Below are 17768 nucleotides of genomic sequence, written 5' to 3' on the forward strand. Positions count from 1 at the left end.
ATCACCTATAGGCCGTATAAATTGGGGATTCTATCAGTCACCTGCAGGACAGTCCCACAGCTTCCCCCACGGTGGGATTCCCCCATCGGGGCCGGCCTGCTGCTGGCACGAGCCAGGCACCCAACCAGGAGAAGGAGCCGGTTCACGCCGGCCTCTTCGGTCAATGGGGCGAGCGCTTGCCGAGGGCTCGGCCGATGCGAAACGCCACCCAGGCCCAGTACTCGAGCACCGTGTCATCCTCGCCGATCGAGAACGCCCAGGTCGTTTTCTTGAACAGCGGGTGCTCGTTTTTTCCGGCCTGACAATACTTTTCTTCCAACTGTTCGGCACTCAGATTGGCCTCTTCCAAGTACGGGGTAATTAACTCGGCCTCGCTCGGAAGTTTCTTTTCACCGATGCGAAAGGCGAGCCAGGCCGGATTGACTTGGATAAAGCGGGCAATCTTTTCGATATCGGAGAGAATGGGCTGAGTCGATCCATTGGCATAGTCAGCGAGCACTGGCTCGGGAATACCCGTACCTATCGAAACATCCTGTCGGGTATAGCCAGAACCATAAAGACAGGCCTTCAGCCGATGGGCGAAACCTAGGCTGGCGCAATTATCGATAAGGATTGGATTCACTTTAAGGCCCTCGCTATCCATGGCGAGTCTTACTTTCAGGGGCTGAAGGAAAAACCCAAGTTATCTATTTGGACAGCCCCCGAAGTAACTATCGAATTTCAAAAAACCTTTTCTTTGTTGCGAACTTTCTCGGCAGAAAAGATCGCCTCCGATCCGCCGATCTCGACCAGGGTGAGCCGTCCGCCCTCGAAGCAGCCGCCCGTGTCCAGGTAACGCACATTGCCCAGGTCCAGCACCTCGTCGACGACGGCGTGCCCGACATAGACCCGCTCGATGCCGGCGATGGGGCGGGTATCGGCGTCGTCGTACCGCTTCCTGCGCCATAGGCCTCCTTGACGTGGTGGTCGCGATAGGAGTCGCCCAGCTCGCCTTCCAGCGCCTCCACGAAGCGTTTCCAACTCGAGCAGGTGCATTCGGCATGTACCACGCCGTAGCGCTCGCCGGAACGCCCGGCAACCTCAATAGCCACGGGCAGCTCGTTCAGAAAACCGCCCAGGAAGGGGCGAAGCTCCTCGCTTAACTTGTAGAACCACTCTCCGCCATGCTGGCGGTGGCCGGCCGGCTCCTCGAACAGGCCGGCCTCCACGCACCACTGGTCATGGTTGCCGCGAACGGCCTTGAACCAGGGCTTCAAAAGCCACCAGGCGACACGGTGGGACTCCGGCCCCCGGTCCACCAGATCGCCCACGGAAAATAGCCGGTCGGTTTGCTCGTTGAAGCCGGCCTTTTCCAGCAGGCGCTCCAGGAGAGAAAATTCCCCGTGGATGTTGCCCACGGCAAAGTCCCGGCCCTTCTGGTTGGGACCGTACTGGACGAACAGGCGGTTGGCGGAGGTGTGGACCGGTGTCAGGTGGCTGGATGCGTTGCTCATTGCGGGATCTCCGTTTGATGGATGGCTTCAGCCTCTCACCACTGCCGGAAATCCCAAGCGGCCTAAAAACCAAACGGCCGCAGCAGACCATCATTCCAGGCGGAAAAAATTTCCTTGGCTTGCACATGTAGGAAGACAATAAAGTTTTATCCTGAGTCGAGCGAGAGGACGTGCGCACTGACGAGGTGCCGCGTCCCCAACCGCCCTGCCGCAACAGGCAGAAACCGGCCAAAAGCGGTCAATCCTTATCGATATCAAAAGAGTCTGGGTTCTTGCCTAGGGATAGCAGTTCGCATTCGTGTACGAATTGCTTCGCGGCTGACTCGTATGGCTCGGCGACACCGCCTGCGTCCAGCAGCGCCTTTGCCCGCTCAGCCAACGCGACTACATCACCGTATGGTTCAAAGTTCTTTGGTGCCACGCGCAGCTGAAAGTGCCATCCGTAGTCTCCACCACCTTGCGTCCGCACCTCAGATGACTCAGCAGCAATCAATTTAAGGAATCCCTCGTCGCTTATTGCCGCCCTTTGCCACCAAGTGGCGACCCCGGGTGGATCACCCCATTGCATCCATCCATGCAACAGCGCAGCAAGCGAAGGATGATCTATGAAGCTCACTTCTGCCGAAAGTTGAGTTACACGACGCACCCAAGCAGACTTCAAAACCCTTATCTCATCCGCGCTTACGAGCGATTCCCCCCCTGCGTTCGCTGACTCTTCAACCTCCTCAGCCAAGGTGCGGAGTAAATATTGGCTACATCGAACAGCGTGCCCCTGACTGATAGCCTTTAAGAGGAGTTGACATCGCTGCGCAGCATCTATCTTTTTTAGCAAGTGATAAGCGATTCGGCATGCTCGAGACTCATTGCCAAAGTCAAAGTCGCTACGCAGTCGGTCTGATTTAAGATTTAATTTATCGCCGACATCAAGCAGTACCCCAATAATAGAGTTGGCGCTGGTAACGTTGATGTCGTCCTCCACGTGATCCATTATACGTTCTAAAAGAGCGCGAACTTTCGAGATCCCATTCCCATTTTTAATCGCCGCCGCCGACTGCAGCGCAGCGGAAAAGGCTGCTGAGTCATGAACTCCCAAAAGCAACGTATCCATGTCGGAGCGACTGATCGCTTCCGATGGAAGCGATAACCTGAAGTACGCAGGAAAAATGTCAGGAGAACAAACTCTTAAGCTCCTCCGCCACATACCGGACATGTCTCCGCTGCAGTACGTGTTTGACCACACCGCTTCCAGGCGTGGAAAGAGCCTTTCAAGCATTTCTTTGGTCGATGCGCGCAAAGGGTCGGGAACGTCTTTCAGCCAGCCTTCGTGGAAGGCTGTTTCACGTGCCCTCTCTTCAGTTTCGAGATGACCGATGTGCCCTACAAATTTCTCAGGCGACATACGGATCGAGTCGTATACTCCAGGCAAAAAAACGCGAAGCGATTCAATGGCGATGAAATCGACAGGGTTCACCTCACTGACAACAGCCGGATATGTGACGCTTAATGCATTAGTCAGTCGCACGACGTCTCGTGGAACTACGAAAAGAGGGGCAAGTCCGGAGTAGAAGATGTTGGTCCAATGCATGCTGTCGAAACGGCCGTCAGGTGTTTGCGACATAACAGCGTCAAGTTTTGTGAACAGCGCTTGACGTAGGGAAGTACGGTCAACTCGCGGCAACTCGAATGGAACCTGGATGATCTTTTCTAGGTAGCGCTCACCAGGCAAGCCAGTTTGTTCACTTATCGCCCTAGCAGCTACTTCACGATCAAAAGCGAGCAGGTAAGTTACAAAGGGAAGTTGGCCAGCGCCTTGATGACCGTGAAGAGCTGGCGAACCTCTTCAGGGGCTAAGCGGTCAATGTCATCGATAATGATTAAAATTCGTTTCTTTTGCTCAAGCAATAGCTTCGACAAGATATCCTTTAGCGCTGGGACATCCTTGGGCTTGCGGCCTGCCATGCTAGAGCCGCCTCGCAGGAAACCGCCAAGCCAGCCCTGACCAGTGACTGCGCCAACCACGTCACCCACTCCGCCCAGTGCTTCTGAGAACTCAGAAAGCTTGTCACCGAAGGCGCGAAACTTTTCATACTTCTGAGGAAGCACTGCTTGGAGCTGGCCCAAGAATGCTTTGGCAAGATGTTCCTGACCGGAAAACCACCAGGGATTGAACTGCACTATGATTGGACGGTCCTGCTCTGGGCATGTCTCAAGCTCATGCTGTACATAAGCTAGCACTGTGGATTTTCCTGCCCCCCAAGGACCGTATAAGGCCAACACAATGCCATCGCTGTGTTGATAGCCCTTGATAGCATTGGCTAGCGTTCGAGCGAATGGTGCATGACCGAACAGGTCCTGAGAGGGTTCGATGGATGGCTGATCAGCTAAAAGCACTGAAGAATACTCCGTCATCATTCAGATGAATCTCTACCCTTGGGATTAGGATGTAGCAGGCTCAGTATGGAACAGTATTAACCCATCCGTTCCAAACACTATGTTTACCACACTTGTCCGAAGGGTTGCATTGAAGCTGTAGCTAGCAGCTAATGTCCTCTTTGGGTCGGACTGAGCCGGACATCACCGGCACAGAGCGACCCAAAGCGGTCATTGCTCTGTTAACCGTCACTCGCTATTGTTTTGAATGCCATTCTTCTGGGCACAGGTTATCGGGTGTTCTAAAAGTAGCTGGGTTATATACGCTATCTGCTCATGAAAAAGTCACAGGGCGATTCAGATAACTAGGTGGCCTCTCGAATATAGACAAGTCTATCTTTTTGGGCCTGGCATACGCATCATCGCGCATCCAGCTTTCAATATAGTCAGGAATTAGCTGTGGCAATGGTACCCCTTCTTTGCTCATATTCTTGAGAAGGACTTTGCAAAGTCGCTTGACTTTTTCAGAGCTGTCATTATCCTGAATTTCAGTAAGAAATTGTTTGTGTATAATATGTACGTATTTTCTTTTGTGCTGGGTGATGGTTAAGTCGCAGAATTCGGCTGACATGAAGTCGAGATCGAATGGGTTCGCGTAATAAGCTTCGGGGTCGTCCATGACTAATCTCTGCCGGTACATCACTAACATCCTATGATAGTCGCGAATAATGCGTTCCAGTGTTTTGTCTGAAGGTTTAGTTTTACCTTCTGCCGCTATTAGCGACGGCAGTCGTAATGCAAAGAAATCAAAGTCAGCTCCGGTAAAGTAGCTAAGCGAATCATTGATGTGCTCTGCCGAAAGCTGGCTAAAAATCAGTCGTTTCGCTATGTTGTCCCGATCATTCAAATTGAGCGAGAGAAGATAGTTCTCACCAAGATTGAGTGAGACGAAATCTACGAGCATTGAGCTGTTCAATGTCACTACAACTCCATCAGTTCCGATGACAAACATGCTTTTCTCATCGTGCCTCTTGACATAAGTATTGAGATTAAACTCATGATAAGTTGCCGATCTGGATGGGGATGCAGAAAGTGCTTCTAAAAATATAGCTATTGAATTCTGGTTGTGGTGAGCGCTTGCTCCGTAAATGAAAAGCTTGTGCAATCGCTTTAATTCGAATAAGTGGATGCCGCCTGTATGAACTACCGATGACTTCAAAAAGCGTTGCATGCATTTGAGGAAGTGATCAGTTCTTTTGCAAAGGTCATATTGCAAGAGGACATAAAAGCATTCATACGCATTCTGTGATATTTGACAAGCGTTGAAATCTAATGGCGATCCTGATTTTGCGATCCTGGAATGATAAAGTGCTTGCTGTTGAAAGGACGATTCCTTTGTTATGACATGGTCGTTTAAGTAAGCTATTATCTTTGAGAGATCGGAGCGACTCAGGGATAATGCTACTTGATCCAAAGATGCGAGCCTTTTTTCGCGCCACTCGTCATGAGGTTGACCTTTCTTTGGTATGGTTCTCGTAATCGTAAATTCAGGTGTAAGCCGTTTCAGCTTCTCGTAGTTAGGTTGGCCGTTATGCCATATCTTGCTTAATTTGTAATGCTCGCCAGAGCTGCGCTCAACCGACTCTGCCATCATTAGCGAGATGGTGTCAGCATGGGAAAATGGTTTTCCGTTGTTACCGGTCCACGGTTGAGTCCAAGAAGGAAATGCAGACCTTATTTCATTGCCTCGCAACTGAATTTGAATCCTCATCGCAGTCATTGGATGGTCAATGTTTGCATAACCCACGATGTGATAGTCTTGATCAGGCGAAGTCGGCTCCAGTGAATTCTCTTTGTCAATATTTCGAAGTGCTTGATCTATGGCATCAAGAATCTCGGGCTGTCCAAAGTTTTTGGGGAACAAAGTCTTCCACAAATAACCAGATTTATAGTAAGTCTCAGGTAGTAGGGTTATGTCGGCTGCCTTGCTTGAAAATAGTTGCCTGGGCAGTTTGACTGTAAGTACTTTGTTTTGAAGTTCTCGAATATAGAACCAGTCTTCATTCGCTTCTGGATCATAAGCATCCAGAGATGTAATTCTTGGGTGTTGTTTTAATAGTTTAATGAGTGCGGAGTAGGTGTGCAATCCGCCAGATATCACATTGGTTACAGCGGGTTTTCCACCACCAGCTGGTCGGTCAATCCTAGGGGTGAAGTCGCCCTCAACAATATGTCGAAATGCTCTCGGGTGAAGTGTATAAGCCCCATTTGCTCCGAGATTTATTGGGTTTTCCATAAGCTGTCCATTAGCATTCGAAAAGTAATGTAATGCTTTCACTTGAATTTTATCTGAAAACTTGCCTGGCGGCTAATTTGATCTTTCATATTTCCGGTGGATAAGCGGAAAAAAGGGGCAGATTTATTTCTCCTGAACTAAACATCCGCTTCTGGCCGCTTGTTGCCTGACGTGACCGGCAGGTTTGGGTCGCTTCCGGTCACAAGTGGCGAATTCGATCCAGTAGCCAAGCATTGGGATGATTCTTTATTTTCACTGCGAGGCTACTTTCAGCAGGATTAGGCCTGTTCAAGATGAAACTTTAGCTGAACTGGAAAGCAAAAAGCCGCCAGAAATAGCGGCTTTCAGTGGTGGATTAAGATGAAACTTTATTGTCATCCCACAGTAGTGCCGTCCGCTTGAACATTGTTAAATGACAGAGGCGACTGATACACGATTGCCAATTTCGATCCAGTAATCTCCATCATGATTTATAAGATTGCCGCCTTCATGCAGGAAGTCCTCAGAGAAACTTCGAATCTTCCTGGGAGAACCATGCGGTGTCGCTGGAACACAGATTATCAAATAGGAATTGGCCCACCCCGGATCATTTGCACATGTCGCAGTCGCTCGGCGTAACCAGGGTTTTTTGCGCTGGGTTTATCACCGTACTTCTCTAGGTGTGTGAGTTGTATATAACTATGCCCGTTTAGTTCCATCGTGCGATCATCCCATACGCGAAGGAATACCTTCCCATCGGAAAATCGGACTGCTCCCCAAGACCACCGAACATTTTTCAATGGTGCCTTCAGCGCGGCAAAGAACTTTGATATCACCATAGCACAAGTCTCTATGTGTCATCTAACGTTGGAATTGTGGGACGCGCGACTTTTCGCGCGTCCCACACGAATGACTTGTTATATGTTTATGCTTTTTCAATTTGATAGAGTAATTCTACTAAGTCTGTTGCATTGACATTGTCCCACCGCAGGTAACTATCTAGTGAGCTGGTGCCTGAATCAGCACCCAAAACACTTTGACAGATTGATTGATGATCGCCAGACGCCGCAACCCAAACAACGCCACTTTGCTGACAAAAATATGTTGATCCTTTCAATCCATCCTTTTGGATTCGTTTTTTCCAAGTATCCACATTTTGCGTTGTTATTGTTAATGGCATAATTTTCTCCAAAAATATAACGATTAAGCTAACAGGCGAGCAAAAGCCTGGCTTTTGCGAATCCAGTGAGCAAAGCGAACGATTGTGAGGTTTAAAGGTATCCAGAGGATTAATTACAATTCAAGGCGATATTGTTATGTTTTAAAATATTATCTACATAGCGTGTAGTTATAGGTCATTGCATATTTCTATTTTATCTCCATCGTTTAGAGTTTTTGAGCGAATAGTGAATTTAAAAAGATGTTTTTCACCAGTTCTGAAGCTTTCGAGCGCCTGAACAAACTCATCTTTATCAATAAAATCCTGGCCAAATCTTGGTCCAAAGAAAGTCTCATGAGCCTCTGCTCCTCCTGCAGGCACAACAAATGGGGTAGCCGTCCGCTCTTGGGAAATTTGAACCCCTTTGCTACCGATAGGTTGGGCTGTCGAGACAAATTTATCCCAAATGTAAGTATATTTCTTGTTTGCAAGATCAAACGATATACTTTCTTCAGTGACTACGGCGTTATTCCCTTGCTGACCACTATTGACATAAACAACTGTTGATGTCAATGCCAGATAGAGCTTGTTTGGATCATCAGGAACTGCATACATATAGACAACTACTTGCCTAGGCTTTGCAAGCGTTACCTCTGGGCCTCGAACCAAATTAAATAATTGATATAGAATGCCAGCCATGGATAGCAATAATGCCGTAATGGCAACAATGTCAGTTTTCCTTTCAATCTCCAAGCAGAGAAACTTTATTGACATTTTTATTAATCCTGTAGCTTTATTGACTTATCTTGCTCACTGAAGCGGAATACGTAGCGCTTGCTGAGGTGACATCCCTGTTCTGATGAAAAATATCCTTTAATGTCATGGTAAATAAGCTTCTCTCCATCACCAGGGTCACTGTCGAACTTCAGTGAAATCACTGGACTACGATTTCGGTCTTCATCTTTTTTGGGGATGAGTTCAAAACTATGAGCATAGTGTTCACCTGGCTTTAGGTTATAATAAGCCCAATTATTTTTTTCGGCCTTGATATCATACGAAACATCAAAAGGCGCCTCATTTATCAGGCATATGTTAGCCTTTTCTCCCTCATAATGTGATGGGATGCTTTCTACAGCATTCTTCTCCACGCCTCTAAAGTAATCAGGAATATCAATATCGTAATATTTTTCGGCTTTAGCGTTATCGAATACACTAACCAAAAGACCCTGCATACATATTAAGGCAAACGTTGCCATTATAAGTCTCATTAGCATGCCCATAAAACGAACCTTATCGACACTAAGAGGAGGAGGCTCAATAAATTTAGCCTACCCTTCTAAAGTACAAGAGGTGAACGAGCTATTTAGACGGGATGCCGGTCGCGTACGGGGGCCGGCGTTGTAGGACTCACCGCAAAGCTCCTGCTAGTGGCCTGTTTGGTTAATTCGTTTATCTATTTGATATATTAGGAAGCCTGCCGGCCGGCGCGACAGCATGGCCTCGCCGCATGCAAACCTACATTATAAATAAACGAACTACTCGGACAGTCCACTAGTGTTATGACACAGCTAAATCTGCGTCATGCATAATGTCGGCATGGAACATTACAGAATCATCCTCAGTCCTCAAGAAAGAGCGCGGTTGCAAGAGCTGACAAGCAAAGGCAGGACCGCGGCAAGCCAAGTCATCAACGCCCTGATCCTGCTGGCCTGCGACCGCTCGCAAGACCAGGGGCCGCACAAGACCAGTGCACAGATCGCCCAGATGCTGGGCGTGAGCCAACGCAAGATCGACAACCTCAAGCGGCGTTGCGTGCAGGAGGGTCTGGAGTCGGTGCTGGTGAGAAAGAAACCCCGGCGCGAATACGCCCGCAAGATCGACGGCGAACTCGAGGCACGCCTGATCGCCCTGAGCTGCGGACCTGCTCCCGAAGGCCATGCGCGCTGGACGCTCAAGCTGCTGGCCGAGCGTGCGGTGGAGTTGGAATATGTGGACTCGCTGTCGTCGGAGACGGTGCGGCGTGCCCTAAAAAAAACGAACTCAAGCCCTGGCTCAAGGTAGGCTGGGTCATCCCGCCGAAGGCCAGCGGGGAATTCGTGGCGGCCATGGAGCAGGTGCTGGATGTCTACAGCCGCCCCCATGACCCAGCCCATCCTGTGGTCTGCATGGACGAAACGCCGCGGCAACTGATCCGCCAGGTGCGCGAGCCCCTCGAGGCGGTACCGGGGCATCCCGGGCGCGAGGACTACGAGTACGAGCGCGCTGGCACCTGCAACGTCTTCGTGGCCTGTGAGCCGCTGGCCGGCCGGCGCATCGCCAAGGTCACCGAGTACAAGAAAAGGCAGGACTGGGCGCTGTTCCTGCAGGACATCGCCCAAGCCTGGTCCGGGGCCGAGCGCATCACGCTGGTGATGGACAACCTCAACACCCACAGTGCCGCCTCGCTGTACGAGACCTTTATGCCCGAGCAGGCCAAGGCCCTGAGAGATCGCTTCGAGTTCGTCTACACCCCCAAGCATGGCAGTTGGCTGAACATGGCCGAAATCGAGATCAACGTACTCGTCGGCCAGTGCCTGGACAGGCGCATCGACTCCCTCGAGCGGATGCGCAAGGAGGTCGCCGCATGGCTGCAACGCCGCAACCAGCTCGATGCCAAGATCAACTGGCAGTTCACCACCCAGGATGCGAGGGTCAAGCTACGCAGCCTATATCCGCAGATTGAAGTGTGTTGAGACACTAGGGCCTGTTGACGTTTTGGCGTGAGCCGCGTTGCCGCATGAGCTCGGTCAGGCCACAGCGGGTTAGAGCGAGTGGCCGCTTATGGGTCGCTCTGTGCCGGTGGCGTCCGGCTCAGTCAGCCCCGTAGCAGCCGGTCAGGGCGCCTACGAAACAAGGGGCGATTCAGGTGGCTTCAATGGAGCACGAGCTTGATGATGGCTCGCTGCTCGAAGGCCGGTTCGCCTGAGCCTACCCGTAGTCACAACGCAACCTGCTACTCTCCCGGCCGCACCTCCAATGAGCAGGCCGGGAGCCTTTGAGATGAGTTTCATCCCTAGCTGTGATAATGAAGAAGATGCAATCAAATCTCTCGCGAAAATCTACGCTGTACCAGATAAAGAAATTGAAAGAATCCTTACGCACCCTGATGTAGTCGAAATAGCGAAAAGTGATACGGAGCTTTTATCGCCCTACTTCCCTTTTGTCATTAGCATGCTATTGAAGTCACATCCCCGATACGAGCTAACGCATGCCGCTTACTATCATTCGACGAGCTACGACGGCTGTCCCTCGTGGTTTGACGAGGGATTGCTTGGCTCGTCAGCCGGTATCGGGTGCTTTATCGAAAAGATCTCGGGGTTGATTCCAGAAGAGAAAAGAGAGGCCGTAGTCCAGGAAAGCCGCAGGATAGTAGCTTTTCGAAGTGAGCTTGAAGGCTCAACGGCAAAGGGCACGGGGCCCTACGCTTGGAACACCTTAGCTGCGGCAAGTTCGAGTGAGAACGGCATTCGTTATCAGGTGCCAGAGGCCATTCAAGATCTCTGGGGACGTAGCCTTGTGGGGCGTGGCGACTTAATCGACCTCAGCGGGATCATTCGAGAAAAGCTGAAGCCAGTCGTAGTGAAGTTCAAAGGCGCAACAACAGACCTCAACACCTATTGCTCTGTACTTTGGGGCTACCTCCTTTCTGAGAATGGAGAAACCCATCTTACGCATACCTTTGTAGGGGACGGAGTAGGTATACCGAGAGAGAGCATCCTCGCCATCATAGACGTGTAGGGTTGCAGAGAGATGGACGACACGTTTTGGCCGCTTATTACCAGACATGACCGGCAGGTTTGGGTCGCTCTGTGCCGGTGGTGTCCGGCTCAGTCCGGCCAGAAGCGGTCATTTTGACGTGCCTGGAAAAGTGGGAGCGAGTTATCGAAACCAGCCACTACCGCATTATCTAATATGAGGCTCATACTCATCGTTGTAGTGTGCGTATTCGGCGCACCTGTCGCAGAGTGTTCCGTTTTCTGCTTCGTATCCTTCTAGCAAATGGTCGCAACCCGAGCATCTTGGTACACGGTACTGATATGCGCATAGGTGGCAGGAGCCATCTTGCAGATCGAACATGATATGTCCACAGGCATCGCACTCGACAATGACTGGTTCCTCGTCGAATGGATTTTCTTTCGCAAGTTTTAACTCCTCTTCAAGGAGCTTGATTAACGAGTCGGAGTTGTTACACGCGATACAGCGGTAGCGGAATTCGGAGTCATCGTATCGCCAACCTTCCTGTATGTCATCGCGGTGCGGCTCCAGCAGAGGAGAGCCACAATCTGCACACTGACACGTTTTGAAAAGATCAAGTGTAACGTCCAAAAGTCCCAAGGCCCGCCACTTGGCCCATGCCTCATCAAGGTTTCTTCTGAAGAACGCATGGTTTTGGAGCATTACTTCCCATGTCTCTCCCAGCAATGTTGCCGGATTTTCTTCGATCTCATTTGTAATGAAGTCCATCAACAGAGGGAATAGGTCAAGGAGAAATTTATTAATATCCTCAACGGGATGTTTCGGGTGGAGATGTTCTAAATCGTTACGGCACCTTTGGAGGCTTCTCACTATCGCCCAGTCAGTGCTTATTCCCAATCCATTGAAGTACTGTTCAATGGTGGCAGTATCTATTGTATTGTTGCGCTCAAACTCAGGTTTCCACTCGATAGCACCCTCGGTTGTTGTGTATGGTTTGAACTTGTGTGGCTTATATATGAGGCTTGCTGCATGCTCAGATGATCGTGCTAGCGTGGCGATTTTGTACTTAAAGAGCAGCAGGACTCCAGCGAACAAATTTCGAGCGGCAGAAATTGCACGTATTGGATTCCCGTTTGCCGACGTACTAAGTTGATAATCTTCTACTCCAAGTTGGATGGAGTGTACTGCATTCGTCAATACCTTATTGATATCGAGGGTTTGCGAAACTTTCCCTGCCATACATCCATCCTATGCCACGCAGTTATCGTAAGTCGCTAATCTACATCAAACTCAATAAGTACAACAGGTACTCCTAGAGCCTGTTATTAACCCGTTCGTTTCTTGATCAGCCGGGTGTTGCCAAGGCCTTGAGAGCAGTCGGCAACATCAGGCAAACAAAGGCTATGAAGTGAAAGCCCGCCAGCGTCGAGGCCAGGCGCTCGTAGCCCCGACTCAGTCTTCGAAAGCGGGCCATCCAGCCGAAGCTGCGCTCGACCACCCAGCGCCGGGGCAGCAGGATGAAGCCCTTCTTCGCTTCCGTGTGCTTGATCACTTCCAGCTGGATGCCATGCGCCTCTGCCTGTCGGGCCGCCGACTCGCCGCTGTAGCCCTGGTCGGCGAAGGCAACCTCCACCGCCTCACCGGTCACCCGCTGCACCTGCTCGGCGAGGGCGGCCACCTGGGCGCGGTCCTGTTCGTTGGCGGGCGTCACCCGCAGGGCGAGCAACTGCCCCAGCGTATCCACGGCCATATGCACCTTCGAGCCCTTGCGGCGTTTGGCCCCGTCATAGCCGGCCCGTGCGCCGCTTTCCGGCGTCGACTGCAGGGTGCGGCTGTCGAGGATCACGGCGCTGGGCTGAGCCTTGCGCTTGTCCGCCACCCGGATCAACTCGCGCACATCATGCAGCAGTTCCTCGAAGACGCCGGCCTCGATCCAGCGTCGGGTCTGCTGATACACCACCTGCCACGGCGGCAGATCATGCGGCATCTGCCGCCAGAGCAGGCCGCCGCGGACGATGTAGCGCAGGGCATTGAAGACCTCGCGCAGGCTGTGGACGCGATGGGCGGAGGATTCGGGCATCAGCGCCAGATAGGGCGCCACGAAGGCCCACTCCTCATCGCTGACATCGGTGGGGTAGGGTTTTCGGGTTGTCGTCTGCATAACTGCAAACGATAACCAAAGCAGTGGTTAATAACAGGCTCTAGGCGAGTCCTGACAGGCAGGGGAATCGCTACCTCCCAAGGGAGAAATGGCAGACGCTACGAATAATGATGCCGGGCCAAGATGGAATTCAGAGACTGGCGACGGACTCCCGCGAGCGTACGGGACGCGCGGCCCTGCGGGACGGCTGGGCATTTTCAGGCGCCGCCTCAGTACCAATGCCCAACGCCAAGCACCGACCTAGGTCCTTCGTCGTGAGCTCATTGATCAAAAATGAGTCAGAGCGTAGTATTGCTAGCACGAACCCCTATAAGGAGGGATTCACCATGATGCAATTTATTGGAACGCGTGTAACGTCGACCTCCGAGACTAAGCCCAAGCGCCGGGTTAAAAAGCAGGAGCGTAATCCTCTGGTGGTGGTGCAAGAGGCTGCGCGCGCAGGGGACGCCCAGTTCCAGTATTACGTCGAGACCGGGAAGCTCCCGGCCTCTAAGTGAGACGGTGTGCCGGTCGCGCGCGTCTTCGTGACGAATAACTTCATGCAATTGCCTAACTGGCATGACCTCTACGTCGATTTCTATAACCTCAAGGTGTGCGGTGATCATCCAGAATATTGGGGGCGCGATGCCTCTCTCTGGCAAAAGCCGCTGGGACACGTGCAGCTAACGGATAGTTCCATCGTCCTGGCACGGTGGAGCTCAATCAGCGACCCTTTCTACCGTACTGTCAAAGAATCGGAAGCCGACCACGATAGGTGGCTGCTCTACGCTCATGACGACGTCGAGAATCGCTTCCTCATGCTTTCAGTGTTCGGTCCAAACGCTCACAAACACCCGGAATTTCAGGGCTACGTGCGGACGTTGCAAAAGGACATCGTTAACCCATGGCTTTGCGGCCAGCTGCACGGCTTCGAGCCTCCAGAGGACTACGAGCCCTGACCCGTAACTGTCGGTCGTCACCCTTCGTTCCTGCTATTCCCCTCAGCACGCCGAGGTTATCGTGCCCGGTACCGGCCGCGCCTGCGGTCACCGCAAACGGATATGCCAGTGAGCAGCAAACCATACCCAGCCCTAGCCCTAGCCGCCGCCCTGATCTGCGGCACCAACATAACTCTGTGAGCGGCAGCAATTGGCCGATTCTGTTGAAAAAGTCGCGTCTGACGGTTTCGAGGCATCCTACGTCCGGAATGGGTCGTTCTAAGCCGGTCGAGGCGCGATTTCGCAATAGCTGAGCGGAGCGGCGTCTAAACCCAGTCCTCATGTACAAGGCCAGGTACACGGCCAAACTCACGAACATTGTTTGTCACTAGCGTGCAGCCGGAGGCTATCGCATGACCTGCGATAGCCGTGTCATTGTGGCCGATTGGCGTGCCCGCCTTGGTCAGCGCTTGCATGACTTCAACGGTCGCATCTACGGCGCGTTGATCCCACGGCAACACGGCATCTAGCCGCTTCACGAATTCATCGACCAGCGTTTTATGCCTGGCTGAGGCTTTCTTGCCGATCTGGCCATAACGCATTTCGGCGTAGGTGACGGCAGAAATAACGATTCGATTGCCTTGGCTAACCTCTGCCGCCAGCCGTTGTAAAACCGACTCCGGGAGTTCCCGCATGATGAACGAGCAAATGCAGGTATCGAGCATGTAGGTCGTCGCAGTCACAGATTGAACCTGCCTTCATCACCGACAACAGTCGGGCGCTCTTGTAGAAAGTCGGCATCGGCTTTCGGCACGCCAGCTAGGGACTGCCACGTTGGCCGTACCGGACGAAGCGTGATTACGTCACCTTCGCGCGTAATCTCCAGCTCCCCGACGCCTTCATAGGCCATGTCGTTCGGCAGTCGAATCGCCTGATTCTTGCCGTTCCTGAAAATAGAGACGGTACGCATACTCACCTCCTCAAACATATGTTGGACATATGCAATGTAGCAACAGATCAAAGCATATGCAAGACATATGCTTTGTGTGGGTGGAACGGGAGCCGCTGGTGGCTGCCTGGAACTCTCTGCCAGAGACCAACCGAGCCATACCCGCAAGCCCGGCGCAGTCACGGAAAACCGGGCGTCCTACAGGCCAAGGCCCATCTGCACGTCTTTCGGCTTGGCTTTCGTGGCCTTCAGCAGCAGGACGCTGATCGAGGTGCCGGCGAAGGCGTTGTCGATGGGCGCGGAGAACTCCAGATCGAAGCCCGGCAGCAGCTCTGCCGCCTGCTGGCGGGCGCTCAGCGGCAGGACCGCGCCGAGACGGCCGCCCGCCTCGACCAGGGCGCCGGCGTGGCGCAGGTGCGCCTGCCAGCGACCTTCGCTGTATGGGGGATTGCAGGCGATCACGTCGAATAGGGTGCCGGGATTCCAGGCGAGAAAATCTCCCTCGATCGCGGTATGGCCTTTCTCACGCAGGATCATGCTGTGCAGCGGGCTGACCTCGACGCACAGCGTGCGGTCCTTCGGCAGCAGGTCGGCGATGCCGCCCTGGCCGGCTTGCGGTTCGAGGCAGGTTTCGGTCGGCTGGATGTCGAGCCACTGCACCAGGCGTTCGGCGACCGGGGCCGGGGTGGGATAGAACTGGTGCGACTTGGCGTCCGGGAGCTGGCCGCTCACGGCCACTTCCTTGACGACTTGCTCCGGGTTGTAGTCGAACTGCCAGTAGCGCAGGTTCTTGTGCTTGCCGCCGTTGCACGCAACGCCGCCCAAGGCCTCCAGCACTCCGCTTACCTCGTCGAGCAGGTGCTTGGACAGCTCGGCCGAGCCGTAGCGCACGCAGAGCGTGTTGGGCACGAATTTGCGGTCGTACTCGCGGCGGAAGCTGGTGGACGGTTCAAGAGTGAAATACGGCTCCATGGCGGCGAGGACGCCGGCCGCCGCATTGGAAATCGGCCGGTCAAAGAGGGCCTTGTTCTTGAAGCCGCAGGCCTTCGAACGCTTGGGCCAGGTGCGGGCGCTCTCCGGGATGGCCATGGGGTGCAGGAAGGCGAGGATGCCGTTCAGACGCCAGGCCAGGTCGGGATGCACCTCCAGATGCGCGGTGCCCACCTTGTAGGCACGCACGCGCAGGCTGCCGCAATCGGCCTCGATCCATTCGCCCCGGTGGGCCTTGGCCAGGTTGAGCAGACGGGTCGTCGTGTCGCGCTTGGGCTCGTCTCGCCCCATGAAACTTCGCGATGACCAGCCGCAGGTCGTGGATGTAGCCCTCACGGTCATGATCGGTGGTCCCGAAATCCGTATAGATATGGCTCAGAATCATGCGCTTGGCGAAGCCTTCGGGCGTGTTGGTAACGTGCGAGCGCGAGAGGTTGCGAAAGATGCCGTCGACCCGCTCGGCGAGGAATTCCGCCCGCCGGGCCATCAGCCCCTGGATCGTGGCGCGCAGGTTGTCGAGGCTGAACTCGGGCATGTCCAGCTCGGGATTTTTGCCCCGCTGGTAGCCGCGCTGGCGCCAGGCGTTCAAGCACTCATGCCACTGGTTGCGGCGGGCCTGTGGCATGTGCTCCTGCAGGTCGGTCAGGCTGAGCGCCCGGCTCCAGAACGTCGCGGTAAGGTCGTTCAGGGCACCATCGAGGTTGAAAATCTCGTTGAAGGAGCTGGTGTGGCGCAGCATGGCGCTGTGGCCGTAGGGGTCGGAGCTGTTGCCGGAGAAGAAATAGCCCATCACGCCGGATACCTTCTCCTCGGTGACGATGCCGTGGACCTCGGTGATTCGGGCCTTCAGCCGTTGAAACTCGTTGACAAGCTGGGTGAGGGCGTCGAACTGTACCGGCGCGAAAAACTGGTCGACCACATCGCCGAGGATGGGCTGGGAGTTGTTGCGGTCTTGCTCGAAAAGTTGCATGGGACAAGCCTCCTGGGTATGTCCCCACGCTCGCATGGCTTCGATCAATCCCAAGCCGGCAAAGACAATCCCGGCACAGGCTTTATCCTTGAATAACACCGGAGAAAATAATGAATAACACCTTGGAAGCCTTAAAAACGAACTTGGAAAGATTCGGTGAAGAAAACGATCACGCCACCACTGAGCGTTCCAGGCGCATGTTGAATATCACCCGCGATACAGGGGAATTTTTATCGCTGCTGGTGAGAGCAACGGCGGCGCGCAGCATTCTGGAGATAGGTACTTCAAATGGCTATTCAACGCTCTGGCTTGCCCAGGCAGCCAAGGCAACAGGCGGCGTAGTGACAACGGTTGAATATGCCGAGTACAAATTTAAGCTGGCGCTGGAGAACTTTTCGGCCTCAGGTCTCTCAGGGGCCATCCAGCCTGTTCTTGACGATGCAGGGCGTTTCCTGCAATCGCTTCACGACGCTTCACAGGATTTTATTTTCCTCGACTCCGAGCGTATTGAATACATCGGTTGGTGGCCTGACCTGAAAAGAGTCCTCCGCCCGGTGGATTGATCGTGGTGGATAATGCGTTGTCCCACGAAGAAGAAATGGCTCCTTTCGTTGCCCTGGTACGCTCGGATGGTGACTTTGAAATCTCCCTCGTTCCCGTTGGGAAAGGGGAGTTTCTTGCCGTCAAAGCATCTTCGGTAGAAAGAGTTTGATTTCATACCGGCGGCCAGTCGTTGAGTGCCGCCGGTA

16 protein-coding genes and 3 pseudogenes are annotated in these 17768 nt (G+C 53.1%); 5 read left to right on the forward strand and 14 right to left on the reverse strand.

What is annotated here, in order from left to right:
• Positions 1-160 precede the first annotated feature (160 nt).
• The 8 genes and pseudogenes from Atro_RS22155 to Atro_RS22190 all read right to left on the reverse strand — a co-directional run bounded on the left by Atro_RS22155 (position 161) and on the right by Atro_RS22190 (position 8553).
• Positions 161-643, reverse strand: coding sequence for a helix-turn-helix domain-containing protein (locus Atro_RS22155; RefSeq protein WP_497927910.1), 483 nt, complete (start codon positions 641-643; stop codon positions 161-163).
• A gap of 67 nt (positions 644-710) precedes the next feature.
• A complete protein-coding gene (locus Atro_RS22160) occupies positions 711-1493 on the reverse strand; it encodes a metallophosphoesterase (RefSeq protein WP_497927911.1) in 783 nt (260 codons plus the stop codon).
• Positions 1494-1731: 238 nt separating this feature from the next.
• The gene (locus Atro_RS22165) at positions 1732-3015 is read right to left on the reverse strand and encodes a hypothetical protein (protein WP_497928019.1); all 1284 of its coding nucleotides are present in this window, start codon (positions 3013-3015) and stop codon (positions 1732-1734) included.
• 24 nt (positions 3016-3039) lie between these two features.
• A pseudogene (locus Atro_RS22170) lies at positions 3040-3905 on the reverse strand (KAP family P-loop NTPase fold protein); the annotation flags it as partial.
• 292 nt (positions 3906-4197) lie between these two features.
• Positions 4198-6201, reverse strand: a complete 2004-nt coding sequence (locus Atro_RS22175; RefSeq protein ID WP_497927912.1) for a hypothetical protein — start codon at positions 6199-6201, stop codon at positions 4198-4200.
• Positions 6202-7063: 862 nt separating this feature from the next.
• A complete protein-coding gene (locus tag Atro_RS22180; RefSeq protein WP_198868165.1) occupies positions 7064-7318 on the reverse strand; it encodes a hypothetical protein in 255 nt (84 codons plus the stop codon).
• A 168-nt stretch (positions 7319-7486) separates the two neighbouring features.
• Complete coding sequence (locus Atro_RS22185) at positions 7487-8071, reverse strand: hypothetical protein (protein WP_497927913.1); 585 nt, start codon at positions 8069-8071, stop codon at positions 7487-7489.
• 5 nt (positions 8072-8076) lie between these two features.
• Positions 8077-8553, reverse strand: coding sequence for a hypothetical protein (locus Atro_RS22190; RefSeq protein ID WP_497927914.1), 477 nt, complete (start codon positions 8551-8553; stop codon positions 8077-8079).
• 340 nt (positions 8554-8893) lie between these two features.
• Between Atro_RS22190 and Atro_RS22195 the strand changes: the two genes are divergently transcribed.
• A protein-coding gene (locus tag Atro_RS22195; RefSeq protein WP_497927915.1) for an IS630 family transposase occupies positions 8894-10029 on the forward strand; the annotation gives its coding sequence in 2 pieces (ribosomal slippage) (positions 8894-9323 and positions 9323-10029; 1137 coding nt in all).
• Between the two features lie 307 nt (positions 10030-10336).
• On the forward strand, positions 10337-11074 hold the full coding sequence (locus Atro_RS22200) for a hypothetical protein (RefSeq protein WP_497927916.1): 738 nt from the start codon (positions 10337-10339) through the stop codon (positions 11072-11074).
• A 165-nt stretch (positions 11075-11239) separates the two neighbouring features.
• Here the strand turns inward: Atro_RS22200 and Atro_RS22205 are convergent, their stop codons facing one another.
• Positions 11240-12271, reverse strand: coding sequence for a hypothetical protein (locus Atro_RS22205; protein ID WP_497927917.1), 1032 nt, complete (start codon positions 12269-12271; stop codon positions 11240-11242).
• A gap of 106 nt (positions 12272-12377) precedes the next feature.
• Positions 12378-13193: an IS5 family transposase gene (locus Atro_RS22210; protein ID WP_497927918.1), complete on the reverse strand. Its 816-nt coding sequence runs from the start codon at positions 13191-13193 to the stop codon at positions 12378-12380.
• 326 nt (positions 13194-13519) lie between these two features.
• On the opposite strand from Atro_RS22210, the gene Atro_RS22215 reads away from it, so the two are divergent.
• Both Atro_RS22215 and Atro_RS22220 read left to right on the forward strand, forming a co-directional pair.
• Entirely contained in the window at positions 13520-13690 is a 171-nt protein-coding gene (locus tag Atro_RS22215) for a hypothetical protein (RefSeq protein WP_497927919.1), read from the forward strand.
• A gap of 42 nt (positions 13691-13732) precedes the next feature.
• Positions 13733-14131, forward strand: a complete 399-nt coding sequence (locus tag Atro_RS22220) for a type II toxin-antitoxin system YafO family toxin (protein ID WP_497927920.1) — start codon at positions 13733-13735, stop codon at positions 14129-14131.
• Between the two features lie 305 nt (positions 14132-14436).
• Here Atro_RS22220 and Atro_RS22225 read toward each other — a convergent pair whose 3' ends face one another.
• From Atro_RS22225 to Atro_RS22240, 4 genes and pseudogenes are all read right to left on the reverse strand, one after another.
• The gene (locus Atro_RS22225) at positions 14437-14835 is read right to left on the reverse strand and encodes a type II toxin-antitoxin system VapC family toxin (RefSeq protein ID WP_091014386.1); all 399 of its coding nucleotides are present in this window, start codon (positions 14833-14835) and stop codon (positions 14437-14439) included.
• A 14-nt stretch (positions 14836-14849) separates the two neighbouring features.
• Positions 14850-15080 (reverse strand): type II toxin-antitoxin system VapB family antitoxin, encoded by a 231-nt coding sequence (gene vapB, locus Atro_RS22230; protein ID WP_040107521.1) that lies wholly within the window; start codon positions 15078-15080, stop codon positions 14850-14852.
• A 177-nt stretch (positions 15081-15257) separates the two neighbouring features.
• A complete protein-coding gene (locus tag Atro_RS22235) occupies positions 15258-16340 on the reverse strand; it encodes a DNA methyltransferase family protein (RefSeq protein WP_497927921.1) in 1083 nt (360 codons plus the stop codon).
• A 28-nt stretch (positions 16341-16368) separates the two neighbouring features.
• Positions 16369-17055: pseudogene (locus Atro_RS22240) on the reverse strand (DUF4942 domain-containing protein); the annotation flags it as partial.
• A 74-nt stretch (positions 17056-17129) separates the two neighbouring features.
• Here Atro_RS22240 and Atro_RS22245 point away from each other — a divergent pair.
• Positions 17130-17731, forward strand: a pseudogene (locus Atro_RS22245) (O-methyltransferase).
• Positions 17732-17768 lie beyond the last annotated feature (37 nt).

It is taken from the genome of Azotobacter tropicalis, from assembly GCF_059739045.1.